Below are 14,738 nucleotides of genomic sequence, written 5' to 3'. Positions count from 1 at the left end.
CCCTGGCCGTACCCCAGTACTGTCTGCGGACGCACGCCGCGCCTGAAGCGCTGTCTGGGCGTTGTGGTGGTGAAACGGAGCCCCGCTGTGCTGCGCATGCTCGCTCCGGCCGACATTCCACATGCCTGAGGCCTTGGCCCTACAGCACAGGCATATCGCATGCTGAGACCCCATTCGCCAGGGACACCGCGCAAGGGCCGCCCCGCCGCGCTGGTGTCGTCCCCCTGCCCGCATCGCAACGCGATGCGAGAGCGGGGGGAAGGCGCGTAGCGACTCAGGGGGGTGTTCCATCGTCATTTTTCTTGCTTGGGCAGCGCCCAAATCGCAATGCCCATGATCACCGGAATCATCAGCAGCAGAGGCCAGAAGGCGGCGCTCAGATCGGACATGCCCAGGGACTTGCTGAACACGCCTCGGCTGATGATGAACATATAGGTGGCGGGGTAGGCCTCGCCAATCCAGCGGCCGGCGCCTTCCAGGGCAGACACTGGGTCCAGCAGGCCGGAGAACTGCACGGCCGGGATCAGCGTGCCCAGGATGGCAAAGAACATGGCAGCGATCTGGCTGCGCGTGACGGCCGATGCCAGCAGGCCCATGCCTGTGGCGATGATGCTGAGCAAGAAGGCCGCCAGTGTCAGCGTGAGCAGGCTGCCCTTGGGCACCACGTCAAAGACGAACACCGCCATGGCACACATCAGCAAATAGTTCAGCAAGGCCAGGGCCACATAGGGCAGTTGCTTGCCCACCAGGAATTCGGTGCGCGTCACCGGTGTCACATACAGGTTGACGATGGAGCCCAGCTCTTTTTCCCGCACCACGGCCAGGGCCGTGAGCATGGCCGGCAGCATCAGCATCAACAGCGGGATCACGGCCGGCACGATGGCGGGCAGGCTCTTCACGTCGGGGTTGTAGCGAAAGCGGGTTTCCACGCTGACGGCACTGGCCGGGCGCATGCCGGTGCGCTCGCGCAGCTGCTGCACCAGCCAGGTCTGGTGCATGCCTTGCACATAGCCCTTGATGGTTTCGCCGCGCTGGGGCATGGCGCCGTCGAACCAGGCGGCCACGGCCACCGGGCTGCCGCGCAGCACATCGCGGCCAAAGCCGGGCGGGATCTCGATGGCCAGCGCAATCTGGCCGGCGCGCATGCGCTGGTCCAGGTCTTCATACGAGGTCAGCGGGGGCTGCTCGATGAAGTAACGCGAGCCCGAAAGGCTTTGTGTGTAGCTCTGGCTCAGTGTGCTCTGGTCGCGGTCCAGCACGGCGAACTTCAGGTCTTCCACGTCCATGCTGATGCCAAAGCCGATCACCACCATCAGCACCAGCGAGCCCACCAGGGCCAGCGTGGCGCGCACCGGGTCGCGCTGCAGCTCCAGCGCTTCGCGCCACAGATAGCTCCACAGCCTTTGCAGGCTGAAGCGCGCAGGCCGGGCTGCGTGAGCGTGGGCGGAGGGTGCTGCAGAAATCGCAGCATCCTGTGCTTTGGTTGCCTGGGTTTCAGATGCCTGTGATGCTGAAACACTGGATGTCTGTGCAGAGGCTGCTTCTTTTTTCGGAGCAGGCTGGGCGTCGAGCTGGGGGGCGGCTTCGCCCGAAGCCTCGACCAGATAGCCGATGAAGGCCTCCTCCAGCGTGGCTGCGCCGCGCTTGGCCGTGAGGGCGGCGGGCGTGTCGCTGTCCAGCACCTTGCCGGCGTGCATCATGGACATGCGGTCGCAGCGCGCGGCCTCGTTCATGAAGTGGGTGGAGATGAAGATGGTCACCTGGTCGCGGCGCGACAGCTCCACCAGCAGGCGCCAGAACTGGTCGCGCGCCACCGGGTCCACGCCCGAGGTGGGCTCGTCCAGAATCAGCAGTTCGGGGCGGTGCACCATGGCCACGGCCAGCGACAGGCGCTGGCGCAGGCCCAGGGGCAGTTTCTCGGGCAGGGCCTGGCGTTCTTCGGTCAGGCCGAAGCGCTCCAGCATTTCCTGCACGCGCGCCGGCACCTGGCTTTCAGGGACGTGGAACAGCTGGGCATGCAGCACCAGGTTTTGCTCCACCGTCAGCTCGCCATACAGCGAAAACGCCTGCGACATATAGCCCACGCGCCGGCGCGTGGCGATGTCCTTGGGGTTCACGGCCTGGCCGAACAGGCTGGCCTGGCCTTCGCTGGCCGGCAGCAAGCCGGTGAGCATCTTCATGGTGGTGGACTTGCCGCAGCCGTTGGAGCCGAGAAAGCCAAAAATCTCGCCCCGGCGGATGCGGAAGTTCACATGGTCCACGGCCACAAAGTCGCCAAAACGCATGGTCAGGTCCTGGGCTTCGATGGCAATGTCATCCACACCGTCGACGCTGTCGGGCAGGGGCGGAATCACCACCTCGGCATGGCCGCGCTTGCGCGACTCCGGCAGCAGGGCGATAAAGGCTGCCTCCAGCGACTGGGTCTGCGTTTGCGCCAGCAGCTCGGCAGGGGTGCCGGTGGCCAGCACCTGGCCGTCGTCCATGGCCACCAGCCAGCCAAAGCGCTGGGCCTCGTCCATATAGGCCGTGGCCACCAGCACGCTCATATGGGGGCGTGTGATGCGGATGCGCTGGATCAGGTCCCAGAACTGGGCGCGTGCCAGCGGGTCCACGCCGGTGGTGGGCTCGTCCAGGATCAGCAGATCCGGGTCGTGGATCAGTGCGCAGCACAGCCCCAGCTTTTGTTTCATGCCGCCCGAGAGCTTGCCCGCCGGGCGCTGCAAGAACTTGTACAGGCCGGTGCTTTGCGTCAGGTCGTCAATGCGGGCGCGGCGCTCGGCCGCGTTGTGGCCGAACAGGCGGCCGAAGAACTGCAAATTCTCTTCCACCGACAGCGTGGGGTAGAGGTTTTTGCCCAGGCCCTGGGGCATATAGGCAATGCGCGGGCAGACCGCGTTGCGGTGGGTGCGGCTGGCCATGTCGCCGCCCAGGGCAAAGACTTCGCCCTCCTGCACCGCACGGGCACCGGCCAGCAGTGACAGCAGGCTGGATTTGCCCACGCCGTCAGGGCCTATCAGGCCCACCATGCCGCCGGCAGGAATGTCCAGCGTGATGTCGCGCAATGCCTCGGTGGCGCCGTAGCGCAGCCGCACATTGCGCAGACTGGCCACGGAGGCTGTGCCAGCCGGGGGGGAAGAGGGGTGCGCCTGGGCCATGCCTTCTTACTCCGGCAACTTCACCTGCAGATGGGCCGGCCATTGCGCACCGGGCTCGGCCAGCACCCAGGCCTGGCCGGGCAGGCCGGTCTTGACCTGCTGCAAATGCTTTTGCAGCAGCTGCGGATCGATCTGGGCCTTGACGCGGAACATGAGTTTTTGACGCTCGCTGGCGGTCTCCACCGTCTTGGGCGTGAACTGGGCGGTGCTGGCCACAAAGCTCACCTTGGCGGGGATCACCCACTGCGGCGCGGCGTCCAGCACGATGCGCACATCCGCGCCCAGGGCCACACGGCCGGCCACGGTTTCGGGCAGGAAGAAGCTCATGTAGACATCTGCCAGGTCCACCAGGTTCAGCACCTTGCCGCCGGCGCCCAGCACCTCGCCAGGCTGGGCCAGGCGGAACTGCACGCGCCCGTCGCGCGGGGCCACCAGGGTGCTGTCGTCCAGCTCGGCATCGATGCGCTGCACCGTGGCGGCGGCGGCTTTGACCGAGGAGTCGGCGCCGGTGACATTGGCCTGGGCCGCTTCGATGGCGGACTTGGCCGCTGCGGCCTGGGCCTGGGTGGCCTTGAGCGCAGCCTCGGCGCTGCGCACGCGGGCGCGGTCGTCGTCCAGCTCCTGCACGGCGCTGGCGCCTTCCTTGGTCAGGGTTTCGGAGCGGGCCAGGCGGCGGCGGGCCGCGTCCAGCTCGGCTTCGCGCTGGCTGATCATGGCTTGGGCGGCTGCATGGTCGCTTTCACGCAGCGCCACCTGGGCGCGGGCAGCGGCCACGCCATGCACGGCGCGGTCCTTGCCGGCGACGGCTTCGGCATGCTGGGCCTGCAGCGTGTAGATCTGCATGCGGGCCAAGGGCTCGCCAGCCTTCACAAAAGCACCTTCGGTGACCAGGACCTCATCGACCCGGCCACCGAGTTTGGTGGCCACGTCGATTTCGGTGGCCTCGATGCGGCCGTTGCCGCCGGCCAGGCCTTCATTGGCATGGCTGGCCTGCCATTGCTTCCAGGCGTAGCCGCCGGCCAGCACCAGGGCGGCGGCCACGGCCACCAGGGTCAGCGTCTTCTTGGTAGAGGGGGACAGAGGCATGGCAGAGGTCTCAGTGGGTGGTGGGGGCGGTGGTGGAGGGGGCTGCGCTGGCGGAATCCGCAGCGGCTTGTGGTGCACCCCCCAGGGCGGTGTAGAGGCTGACCTGGGCGGTCTGCAGGGCGTAATGGGCTTGCACGGCTTGCTGTGCGGCGGTCAGCAGATCGCGCTGGGCGTCCAGCACATCCAGATAGGGCGAGGCGCCGTTGTCATAGCGCAGCTGGGCCAGGCGGGCACGTTCCTGCAAGGCCTTGAGGTTGTCCTGCTGCACCAGGGTTTGCTGGGCCAGGCTGTGGCGGGCGGCCAGGGCGTCGGCCACTTCGCGGAAGGCGGTTTGCACGCGCTGCTCGTAGCCCACCACGGCGCTGTGCTGGCGCACGGCGGCCAAGTCCAGATTGGCGCTGCGGCGGCCGCCGTCAAAAATCGGCAGCGAGATGCTGGGCGCAAAACTCCAGGCCCGGCTGCCGGAATCGAACAGGCCGTCGAGCTGGGCGCTGGCCGTGCCCCAGCTGCCGGTCAGGGCAATGCGCGGGAAAAAGGCGGCGCGTGCGGCGCTCACCTGGGCATGGGCGGCCTGCAGCTGGTGCTCGGCCGCCACGATGTCGGGCCGGGCCTGCAACAGGCTTGAGGGCAGGCCGGCAGGGACTTCGCGGAAGATCAGTGCACCGCGCGCAGCGGCGGGCAACTGGGCCATGTCCTGGCCGGTCATCTGTGCCAGGGCGTGGGCAATGGGGGCACGTGCCTGCTCCAGCGACACGGCCAGCGACAGGGCCTGGTGGTGCAGGCTTTGCACCTGGGTCAGGGCGTATTTGGAGGTGCTACCCACTTCATAGCGGCGCGTGAAGATGCGCAGCGTCTCCGCACGGGTTTCCACCGTGCTGCGTGCCAGCTGCAGGCGCTCGTCCATTTCACGCAATGCAAGATAGCTGCGGGCCACCTGGCCCAGCAGGCTCAGCCGTGTGGCGCGGGCGCCGGCTTCTGTGGCCAGGTATTGCTGCATGGCGGCCTGGTCCAGGCTGCGTACGCGGCCCCAGAGGTCCAGCTCCCAGCTGCTCAGGCCCACAAAAACCTCGTGGTCGCTGCCAATCACCGGGCGGCCGCTGACGTTCAGGTCACCCGGCACCCGGGCGCGGCCATGGCTGCTGCCCACGCCGATGGTGGGGAAGCGGTCGGCCCGCTGAATGCCATGGGCGGCACGCGCTTCTTCCACGCGCAGCAGCGCCAGGCGCAGGTCGTGGTTGTGGAGCAGGGCCTGCTGTTGCAGCCGGGTCAACGTGGGGTCTTGTACCAAGGCGCCCCAGTCGGGCAGCGCTGCGGCCCCGCTGCGGCCCAGGGGGCTGTCGGCCGGCCACTGGCTGGGCAGGACAGCCGCATCCGGCTGGGCCAGTGGCCGGGCACCCGGAGCGCAGCCGGCCAGCAAGGCGGCACACAGCCCCATGGCCGCCCAGGTGACGGGGCGGGAAAAGGGCAAGGTGGCAAATGTGTTCATTGCAAGGCATCCCAAATGGCCAGTCCCAGGCAAGCCATGGGACATGGCAAGGGGCAGCTTGTAGACAAGTGTGGAGCTGCGAGGGATGAGCGGTCTTGAGCTAGATCAAGACTGTTACCGACCGGTTGGTTTTTAACGAATCGGTAATCTGCTGCTGCACACAGGCATGCCGCCATCAGCGGATGAGGCAAACGACGGCTGTTGGAGGGGCGCAGCGCCGCCCAAGCTGCGGGCGGCGGAAGGGCGGTGTGAAGGGTACAGGGGCATCTGCCCCCAGGGTTGGGCCCACGCCTGCGCTGGCGCGGGCCCAGGATGGGTGTTTAAAAACGCGGCAGATCGGGGTGGCTGATCTGGCCGCCGCGCACCAGCATCTTGCCGTACTCGGCGCAGCGGTTGTGGGTGGGGATCACCTTGCCGGGGTTGAGCAGGCCTGCGGGGTCGAAGGCCGCCTTCAGCGCGAACATCTGCAGATTCTCTTCGGTGGTGAACTGGGTGCACATGCTGTTGAGCTTTTCCACGCCCACGCCATGCTCGCCCGTCACCGTGCCGCCCATGGCCACGCTGGTTTCCAGGATGTCGGCGCCGAACAGCTCGCAGCGGTGCAGCTCGTCCGGGTCGTTGGCGTCGAACAGAATCAGCGGGTGCAGATTGCCGTCGCCGGCGTGGAAGACATTGGCGCAGCGCAGCTGGTATTTCTGCTCCATCTCCTGGATGGCCAGCAGGATGTCGGCCAGGCGCTTGCGCGGGATGGTGGAGTCCATGCACATATAGTCCGGGCTGATGCGGCCGCTGGCGGGGAAGGCGTTCTTGCGCCCGCTCCAGAAACGCATGCGCTCTTCCTCGCTGTTGCTCACGGTGATGGCGGTGGCGCCGGCCGCGGTCAGCACGGCGCTCATGCGGCCGATTTCCTCTTCCACCTCTTCGGGCGTGCCGTCGGATTCGCACAGCAAAATGGCCTCGGCCGTCAGGTCGTAGCCGGCCTTGACGAAGTCCTCCACGGCGGCGGTCATGGGCTTGTCCATCATCTCCAACCCGGCCGGAATGATGCCGGCAGCAATCACGGCGGCCACGGCGTCGCCGGCTTTGCGCACATCGTCAAAGCTGGCCATGATGCAGCGCGCCAACTGGGGCTTGGGTATGAGCTTGACGGTGACTTCGGTGGCCACGGCCAGCATGCCTTCGCTGCCGATCATGGCGGCCAGCAGGTCGTAGCCGGGGGCATCCAGCGCGTCGGAGCCGAACTCCACCGCATCGCCCTCAATGGTGAAACCCTTTACCTTCAGCACGTTGTGCACGGTGAGGCCGTATTTCAGGCAGTGCACGCCGCCGGAGTTCTCGGCCACATTGCCGCCTATGGTGCAGGCAATCTGGCTGCTGGGGTCGGGCGCGTAGTACAGGCCGAAAGGCGAGGCGGCTTCGCTGATGGCCAGGTTGCGCACACCGCATTGCACCAGGGCCGTGCGGCTGTGGGCATCCACTTTCAGAATCTGGTTGAACTTGGCCAGCGACAGCGTCACGCCCATGGCATGGGGCATGGCCCCGCCCGACAGGCCCGTGCCTGCACCGCGCGCCACCACGGGCACCTGGATGGCATGGCAGGCCTTGAGCACGGCTTGCACCTGAGCATAGGTTTCGGGCAGGCAGACCACCAGCGGGCGCTGGCGGTAGGCGGTGAGGCCGTCGCACTCATAGGGCGTGGTGTCCTCGCTCTGGTAGAGCAAGGCGTGGGCAGGCACATGGGCGCTCAGGGTGGCGACCACTTCGGCCTGGCGGGCAGCGCGTTCTTGTGCACTGGGCGTAGGGGTGGGGCTGGCGAAGCTCATAGCCCGCCACTGTAGATTAAGGGCGCGCGGCTGTGCGTGAGTTTTCTTGAAGGAGGTTGTGAAATCACCCCCTGAGGCGCTGCGCGCCTTCCCCCTCTCTGGCGCTATGCGCCGGAGGGGGACGGCACCAGCGCGGCGGGGCGGCCCTTGCGCGGTGCCCTGGCATGGAGGCGCGCCAGTTTCATGGGCTGTGGATATGGCACAGCCCTATGGAAGCCCAAATATGCCGTGGGGCGCAATGCGCTCGTTTGCGGCGCAGTCTACGCAGGGCAGGTATCCGGTCCCCGCCTTCCCCTTCTATACCCGGCCCCGGCGCGATAGCGCTGGGGTCGGGTATAGAAGGGCGTGGACTTTGGATCCTTTCTTGCACGAGCAAGAAAGGATCTCGCCTGCCGGGGCGAGTCCCGGCCTCGGAATGTTGATCTTGTACGGGGAGGTGCATTGAAGCCAATGGCCAAGGCCGGGCGCTACACCGGCCCGGGGCTGACCGGCCGCCGCTCCCCCTCCAGCAGCCACAGCCGCTTGCTGGCCCGGGTCATGGCCACGTAGAGCATATTGCGTTCGCGGTAGGCGTCTTGCCGGGCCACGCTGCGCGGAAAGCGCCCGCGTTCCACCAGAGGGACGGCCACGTTGTCGTATTCATGGCCTTTGCAGCGTTCCACGGTGAGCAGCTGCAGGCTGGGGATTTCGCGCTGCTGGTGTTGCTGGATGCTGGCCTGGACCATCAGCGTCAGGCGGCCCAGAAACTCGTCCACAGCCAGGCCGGTGCAGATATGGGCCAGCGCCTGCAGGCTGTCCAGGCAGCTGCGCAGCGCCTGCGGGCTGATGGGGGCTTGCTCAAAGAACTGCAGCAGCAGCGGGTGCTGGCACAGCGCACCGGCATCGGCGCAGGCTTCGGGGGGGAGCTCCAGCAGGCGCTCGATCAGGGCCGAGGCCACGGGCGCATCAAGTGCGGGACTGGCGTGGACCAGGAAATGGCGCAGCTTGTCGGGCCTGCCCAACAGCTGTGCGGCCACGGCCTTGCTGTCGAACTCGATCACATCGTCGCCCAGGGCCGGCATGTCGAACTGGCCATTGGCCAGCATGTCGCCATCGGGTTCGCGGCTGCGACGCACATAGCGCTGCAGTCCTGCGAGGGCGTGGCTGACGATGCCCTGGGTCAGCAGCGCGCTGCTGCGGCAGCCGGGCAGGGCGGCCATCAGCGTCAGCACCAGGGCCAGCTCGGGGCGCTGGTAGAAGCGTTGCATGCCCTTGCAGGCGTAGTGCACGCCTTCGTGGGCAAACATCCATTCCAGCAGCACCGTGTCTTCGGGGGCGCGCAACACCACATGCAGGGCCGGCGGTTGGCCGCTGTGGTCGGGGCCCTGCTGCAGCACGCTCTGGTGTATGGCCAGCAGCTGGCGGGCGCAGTCGGCGTCGTCGCGGTAGCGCAGCGGCTCGAACCAGGCCGGCTTGCGCGGGTAGTGGGACGAAAAATCCACCGCGAACAAGGGATTCAAGGCCTGGCAGATGCGGTTGCCAAAGCGGTAGGTGGTGCTGAGCGATAGCACCAGGGTGTCGGCCGGCAGCTCCTGGCGTATGCGGGCCTGGCCGTCGCCAAACACCGAAAAGGCGCCGGGCAGAATGTGCTGGTTGAAGTCGCCCGCTCCCACAAACCGCCCGTTGCCGCCACGCACCAGATGGCGCAGCACCAGCATGGCGGCTTCGTCGAGATCCTGCAGCTCGTCGAAGAGCACGGCATCGAAGCGGCCCTGCAGCGGCGCAAAACCATCCTCAAAGTCCAGCTCGCACAGCTGGCGGGCGATTTCGTAGGTGCAGTCGCCCGGGGTGTAGAACAGAGCCTCGTCGTTCAGCCCCACGCGCAGGCGCTCGTATTTGGCCAGCAGCAGGTAGAGACCGTAGTCCAGCGCATGTTCGCGGCAGTATTGCAGCGGGCTGAGACCGGCGTTGTCGATGCTGCGCAGCAAGAGCTGCTGTTTGGCCAGGGCCTCGAAGCGCAGAAAGGCCGGCACATCCAGGGCGTGCGACAGGAACTCGGCCAGCTCGGGCGTGGTGTGCAAGGCCTGGTCTTGCAGCAGCGCGCTGTGTGCCTGGCGTATCAGCAGCTGGCGCTGCAGTGGCTCGGTGATGCACAGCAGCGGGTCGCCTTGCTCTTGCAGCAGCTGGGCGCAGAGCTGCTCCACCGTCAGAATCTGCAGCGCAGGCGCGGCCTGCGGGGCGAACTGCTGCAGGCGCTGGGCCATGGCGGCCAGGCCGGCGTCGGAATAGGCCAGCATCAGAATCCGGCTGGCGCCATGGTGGCGGATCAGGTCGGCGGCCTTGATGGCCAGGGTGGTGGTCTTGCCCGTGCCGGCCAGGGCGCTGATCAGCACCGAGCTGGCCGTGGCGTTCAGCACCTCGTTTTGCTCCAGCGTGGGGTAGCGCTTTTTGAAGGCGAGGTCCTGCGGCTCGGTCATGGTCTTGCTTCAGAAAAAAGAGCTGTCGATGCAGATGGGTTCTGCATCAGAGGCCTGTTTGCCTGCCAAACAGGGCGGCAGGCTCAAATGGCCTTGCTGATCCATTCGGCAAAGGCCGCACATTCCCAGCGATCCATGGTGCCGGTCTTCCAGCACAGATAGTGGGCGTGGGGGCTGGGCACATCCACATCGAAGAGGCGCACCAGCAGGCCGTTGTCCAGCCAGGGGCCGCCCAGCTTGAGGCGCACGGGCGCCACGCCCATGCCGGCGGATGCGGCATCGCACATTAGGCCGATGTCGTTGAACTGCGAGCCTTCGGAGGGCTCGGGCCAGTCCAGGCCCACGGCATCCAGCCAGGTGCGCCAGGGCTCCAGCGGGCTGCGCAGCAGGGGCACGCCTTCCAGATCGGCCGGGGTTTCAAAGGGGCCGTGCTCGCGCACAAAAGCGGGCGAGGCCAGCGGGGTGAGTACGTCGCGGACGATTTCCAGATGCTCCACATCGGCATAGTGGCCGGGGCCGTAGCGCACCATCAGGTCGGCGTCTTCGGCCACCACGTCCAGCAGCGGAATGGCGACCTGCAGCGTCAAATCGATTTCGGGGTAGGCCGTGGTGAACTGGCTCAGCCGGGGGATGAGCACGCAGCGCGCAAACGTGGGGGTGACGGCCAGCTTCAGCCGGCGCCGGCCCGTGGGCATGCTGGCGCCGGGAAAGCGCTGCAGCGCGCCCAGGCCCTCGCGCACCTGGGCCAGGTAGGCGCTGCCGTCGGTGGTGAGCGAGAAATCCGCACGCCCGAACAATCGCGTGCCCAGGGCCTGCTCCAGTTGCTTGACCCGGTGGCTGACGGCGCTGGGCGTGACGCACAGTTCCTCGGCCGTCAGCGTGACGCTGCGCAATCGCGCCAGAGCCTCGAAGGTGAGCAGACACTGAATCGGCGGAATGCGCCGCGCTGCGCTGCTGTTGAAGTACGCCTGTGGCGGGGTGGTGACCGCCAAGGACGAGGATTTCGGGGCTGGCGTGAACATGCAGACAGTGTCAGCGGAAAACGACGGTTTTGCTGCCGTTCAAGATTACGCGGTGCTCGCTGTGCCATTTCACGGCGCGGGCCAGCACCTGGCTTTCGGTGTCGCGGCCGCGGGCGGTGAGGTCTTCCACGGTGTCCGTGTGGTCGGCGCGGGCCACGTCCTGCTCGATGATGGGGCCTTCATCCAGATCGGCCGTCACATAGTGGGCGGTTGCACCGATCAGCTTCACACCACGGTCATGGGCCTGGTAGTAGGGCTTGGCGCCCTTGAAGCTGGGCAAAAAGCTGTGGTGAATGTTAATAGCACGGCCTGATAACTTTTGACACAAATTATCCGACAGGACTTGCATATATCGTGCAAGCACCACCAGCTCGGCACCTTCCGCCTCGATAATCTCAAGCTGGCGTGCTTCGGCCTGGGCCTTGGTGGCAGCCGTCACCGGGATGTAGTGGAAGGGAATGTTGTAGCTGGCGGCGAGTTGATAGAACTCGCGGTGGTTGCTGACGATGGCGCGGATGTCCACGGGCAACAGGCCGGACTTCCAGCGGAACAGCAAGTCGTTGAGGCAGTGGCCTTCCTTGCTGACCATGATCACGGTCTTCATGGCCTCTGAATTGGCGTGCAGGCTCCACTGCATCTGGTAGGGCTCGGCCATCTGTGCGGTGGCCACCTTGAGCGACTGCAGGTCCTGGCTGTCACAGGCGAACTGCACGCGCATGAAAAACAGGCCGGTGATGTTGTCGTTGTACTGGGCCGCCTCTTCAATATTGGCGCCCTGCTCCAGCAAGAAGCCGGATACAGCGTGCACCAGGCCGCGGCGGTCTGGGCATGAGAGAGTAAGAATATAGGCTTGGGTCATAGCTCGGCGATTGTCGCAGCAAGCTGGGTGGTGACCGAGGGATTGAGGACATACATGCAGTACGAGGGCTCAGTCCCCCATATGGCGCCCTGGCGCGCCATGGTTTTTTATCTGGCTTTCGGACTGCTCTGGTTCGGTGCGGCCGAGGCGTTGGCGACCCTGTCCACCGATGCGGCCGTGCTCACCGCATTGCATCGCTGGTCCATCTACCTTTTTGTCTTTGTCACCGGCCTGCTGGCCGCGTGGCAGGTGCACCGCATGATGCGTGCCGAAGCCCAGCGCGCGGCCACCATGCAGGAGTTCTTTCACATCGTGCGCCACGCGCCCGCAGGCATTGCCCGCGTGCAGCCGGAAGACGGCCATGTGCTGTGGGCCAATGGTCGCCTGTGCCGCATGCTGGGGCTGTCGCTTTCGGAGCTGGTGCAGCGGGACTTTCGCGCGCTGGCGCCCTCGGGCGACCCGCAGGAGGCGCAGAGCCAGGTGGAACGCTTGCTTTCGGGCGAGCTCGACCATTTCCAGGATCAGCGCAGCCTGCGCCATGCCACCTCCGGCCAGATTTTCACGGTGCTGTGCACCGTGGCCGTGGTGCGCAGCCAGCGCGGCGAGCCGGTGCTGGTCTATGTGCTGCAGGACGTCAGCGAGATCGAGTCGACCCGGCGTGCGCTGGCCCTCAGTGCCCACCAACTGCGCCTGGCCCTGGATGGCAGCGGCAGCGGCATGTGGGACTGGGACATGGAGCGCCGCTGCTACACCTTCTCCGACGGGGTGGCGGCCATGGTGCGCTATAGCGGCAACGACCTGGGGCGCGATCTGCGCTTCAAGCAGACCGTGCACGCCGAGGACCGCGAACGGGTGCGGCAGGCAGTGGAGCGCTCCATGCAGACCGGCGCGCCTTTTGAGGCCGCCGCCCGTGTGCTCTGCTTTGATGGTGTCTATCGCTGGTTCCATGCCCGGGGCATGCGCCATCTGGACGCGCAGGGCCGGGTGGTGCGTTTCTCCGGCATCCTCACCGACCAGACATCCCAGCGCCAGGAGCAAGACCGCCTGCGCCTGGCCGCCAGCGTGGTGGACAACACCATGGAAGGCGTGATCGTCACCGACGCGCAAAGCCGCATCCTTTCGGTGAACGCCGCCTTCACGCGGCTGCTGGGCTACTCGGCAGAGGAAATGCTGGGCAAGACGCCGCGCATGTTCAAGTCGGGCCGCCATGGTCAGGCCTTCTACGCCGAGCTGTGGAACAGCCTGGAGCAGACCGGTCATTGGCGTGGCGAGATCTGGAACCGGCGCAAGAACGGCGAGGTCTTCCCCGAGCGCATGTCGCTGAGCTCGGTGCGCGATGGACAGGGCGCGGTGACCCACTATGTCTGCATGTTCACCGACATCTCGGAAGAGAAGGAGCAGCAGCAGCGCCTGGAATTCCTGGCACACCGCGATCCCTTGACCGGCCTGTCCAACCGCACCTGGTTTGGCCAGGAGCTGGAGCGCACGGTGCAGCAGGCCAATGACAGCAACGAGACCATGGCCGTGTTGCTGCTGAATCTGGACCGCTTCAAGGATGTGAACGACAGCTACGGCCATCTGGTGGGCGATGAGGTGCTCAAGCACATTGCCCGCCAGGTACAGGCTGCGCTGCGCCCGGGCGACATGATAGGCCGCATGGCGGGCGATGAAATCATCGTCGTGGCCCGCCATCTGCACAGCCGCAGCGATGCCGAGGAAATTGCCGACCGCCTGATCCGCGCCGCAGCTCAGCCCTGGCATTCACCCGACGGCTTTGCCGTGGTGGTCAGTGTCAGCGCCGGCATCTGCATGTTCCCGGAGCATGCCTCGACCACAGCCGCCCTGCTGCAGGGCGCGCATGCGGCCGTCTATGGCGCCAAGAGTGGCCGGGGCGAAAGCAGTGCCTGGTGCTTCTTCGACGAGAACATGACGGCTGCGGCCCGCGAACGCATTGCGCTGGAAGCCAAGCTGCGCCTGGCCGTCAGCCAGGAGCGGCTGCAGCTGTACTACCAGCCGCAGGTGGACATTGTCAGCGGCCGCATCATGGGCGCCGAGGCGCTGCTGCGCTGGAACGACCCGCAGGAGGGTTTTATCTCCCCGGCGCGCTTTATTCCGGTGGCGGAAAGCACGGGCCTGATCGGGCCGTTGGGCGAGTGGGTGATCCACCAGGCCTGCCGCCAGGCCCAGCAGTGGCGCAACCAGGGGCTGCCGCCCATCTCGGTGGCCGTGAATGTCTCGCAACACCAGTTCTTGCTCACCGACATCGCCAGCTGCACCGCCCAGGCGCTGGAGGTCTCGGGCTATGCAGCCCAGGGGCTGGAGCTGGAAATCACCGAAAGCGCATTGGCCGAGCGTCCGGACGAAGCCCTGGTGGTGCTGCGCCGCCTGCGCGAGCTGGGGGTGCGCCTGGCGATTGACGATTTCGGTACCGGCTATTCCTCGCTGGCCCACCTCAAGCGCTTCCCCATCGATGTGCTCAAGATCGACCAGGGCTTTATCCGCGATATTCCGCACAGCAGCGACGACATGGCCATCAGCCGCGCCATCATTGCCATGGGCCGCAGCCTGGAGCTGCATGTGCTGGCCGAAGGGGTGGAAACGGCCGCGCAGCTGGAGTTTTTGCGCCGCAACGGCTGCGACTACTACCAGGGCTATCTGTGCAGCAAACCGGTGCCTGCGGCCGAGTTTGCCCTGTTGCTGGCCCGCAGCGCAGGCCCGGACGGGCAGGCCGACAGCGGCGGCAGTGCCGACCCGCAAGCCGCAGCACAGCCCCCCGCACAGGCCGCATAAATACCAGAAAAAAGCGCCGCAGGATGCGCTCGCCGGCATGTGCGCAGCTTCCATGTGCACA

At 66.5% G+C, this 14,738-nt stretch carries 8 protein-coding genes; 1 reads left to right on the top strand and 7 read right to left on the bottom strand.

Going from position 1 to position 14,738, the window contains the following annotated elements:
- Nucleotides 1-293: 293 nt before the first annotated feature.
- From rbbA to purU, 7 genes are all read right to left on the bottom strand, one after another.
- Nucleotides 294-3,155, bottom strand: coding sequence for a ribosome-associated ATPase/putative transporter RbbA (gene rbbA / locus ACA027_RS20425; protein ID WP_370680016.1), 2,862 nt, complete (start codon nucleotides 3,153-3,155; stop codon nucleotides 294-296).
- Nucleotides 3,156-3,161: 6 nt separating this feature from the next.
- Nucleotides 3,162-4,241, bottom strand: coding sequence for an HlyD family secretion protein (locus ACA027_RS20420; RefSeq protein ID WP_370680015.1), 1,080 nt, complete (start codon nucleotides 4,239-4,241; stop codon nucleotides 3,162-3,164).
- Between the two features lie 10 nt (nucleotides 4,242-4,251).
- On the bottom strand, nucleotides 4,252-5,727 hold the full coding sequence (locus ACA027_RS20415; RefSeq protein ID WP_370680014.1) for an efflux transporter outer membrane subunit: 1,476 nt from the start codon (nucleotides 5,725-5,727) through the stop codon (nucleotides 4,252-4,254).
- A 320-nt stretch (nucleotides 5,728-6,047) separates the two neighbouring features.
- Entirely contained in the window at nucleotides 6,048-7,550 is a 1,503-nt protein-coding gene (locus tag ACA027_RS20410; RefSeq protein WP_370680013.1) for an FAD-linked oxidase C-terminal domain-containing protein, read from the bottom strand.
- 467 nt (nucleotides 7,551-8,017) lie between these two features.
- On the bottom strand, nucleotides 8,018-10,006 hold the full coding sequence (locus ACA027_RS20405; RefSeq protein WP_370680012.1) for a UvrD-helicase domain-containing protein: 1,989 nt from the start codon (nucleotides 10,004-10,006) through the stop codon (nucleotides 8,018-8,020).
- A gap of 83 nt (nucleotides 10,007-10,089) precedes the next feature.
- Nucleotides 10,090-11,028: a LysR substrate-binding domain-containing protein gene (locus ACA027_RS20400; RefSeq protein WP_370680011.1), complete on the bottom strand. Its 939-nt coding sequence runs from the start codon at nucleotides 11,026-11,028 to the stop codon at nucleotides 10,090-10,092.
- Nucleotides 11,029-11,038: 10 nt separating this feature from the next.
- Entirely contained in the window at nucleotides 11,039-11,887 is an 849-nt protein-coding gene (purU, locus tag ACA027_RS20395) for a formyltetrahydrofolate deformylase (protein WP_370680010.1), read from the bottom strand.
- A 99-nt stretch (nucleotides 11,888-11,986) separates the two neighbouring features.
- Here purU and ACA027_RS20390 point away from each other — a divergent pair, with 99 nt between their 5' ends.
- Nucleotides 11,987-14,677, top strand: a complete 2,691-nt coding sequence (locus ACA027_RS20390) for an EAL domain-containing protein (RefSeq protein WP_370680009.1) — start codon at nucleotides 11,987-11,989, stop codon at nucleotides 14,675-14,677.
- The last annotated feature ends 61 nt before the right edge of the window (nucleotides 14,678-14,738 follow it).

Origin of the sequence: Comamonas sp. GB3 AK4-5 (assembly GCF_041320665.1) — a bacterium.
Classification (GTDB): Bacteria; Pseudomonadota; Gammaproteobacteria; order Burkholderiales; family Burkholderiaceae_C; genus Comamonas.
Note: the sequence above shows the minus strand (reverse complement) of the source record. Positions and strands in the feature narration are given on the sequence as shown.

Bases quoted from the DNA above. Each gene is read 5' to 3' on its own strand.
- rbbA (WP_370680016.1), bottom strand. From the start codon at position 3,155: ATGGCCCAGGCGCACCCCTCTTCCCCCCCGGCTGGCACAGCCTCCGTG.
- ACA027_RS20420 (WP_370680015.1), bottom strand. From the start codon at position 4,241: ATGCCTCTGTCCCCCTCTACCAAGAAGACGCTGACCCTGGTGGCCGTG.
- ACA027_RS20415 (WP_370680014.1), bottom strand. From the start codon at position 5,727: ATGAACACATTTGCCACCTTGCCCTTTTCCCGCCCCGTCACCTGGGCG.
- ACA027_RS20410 (WP_370680013.1), bottom strand. From the start codon at position 7,550: ATGAGCTTCGCCAGCCCCACCCCTACGCCCAGTGCACAAGAACGCGCT.
- ACA027_RS20405 (WP_370680012.1), bottom strand. From the start codon at position 10,006: ATGACCGAGCCGCAGGACCTCGCCTTCAAAAAGCGCTACCCCACGCTG.
- ACA027_RS20400 (WP_370680011.1), bottom strand. From the start codon at position 11,028: ATGTTCACGCCAGCCCCGAAATCCTCGTCCTTGGCGGTCACCACCCCG.
- purU (WP_370680010.1), bottom strand. From the start codon at position 11,887: ATGACCCAAGCCTATATTCTTACTCTCTCATGCCCAGACCGCCGCGGC.
- ACA027_RS20390 (WP_370680009.1), top strand. From the start codon at position 11,987: ATGGTTTTTTATCTGGCTTTCGGACTGCTCTGGTTCGGTGCGGCCGAG.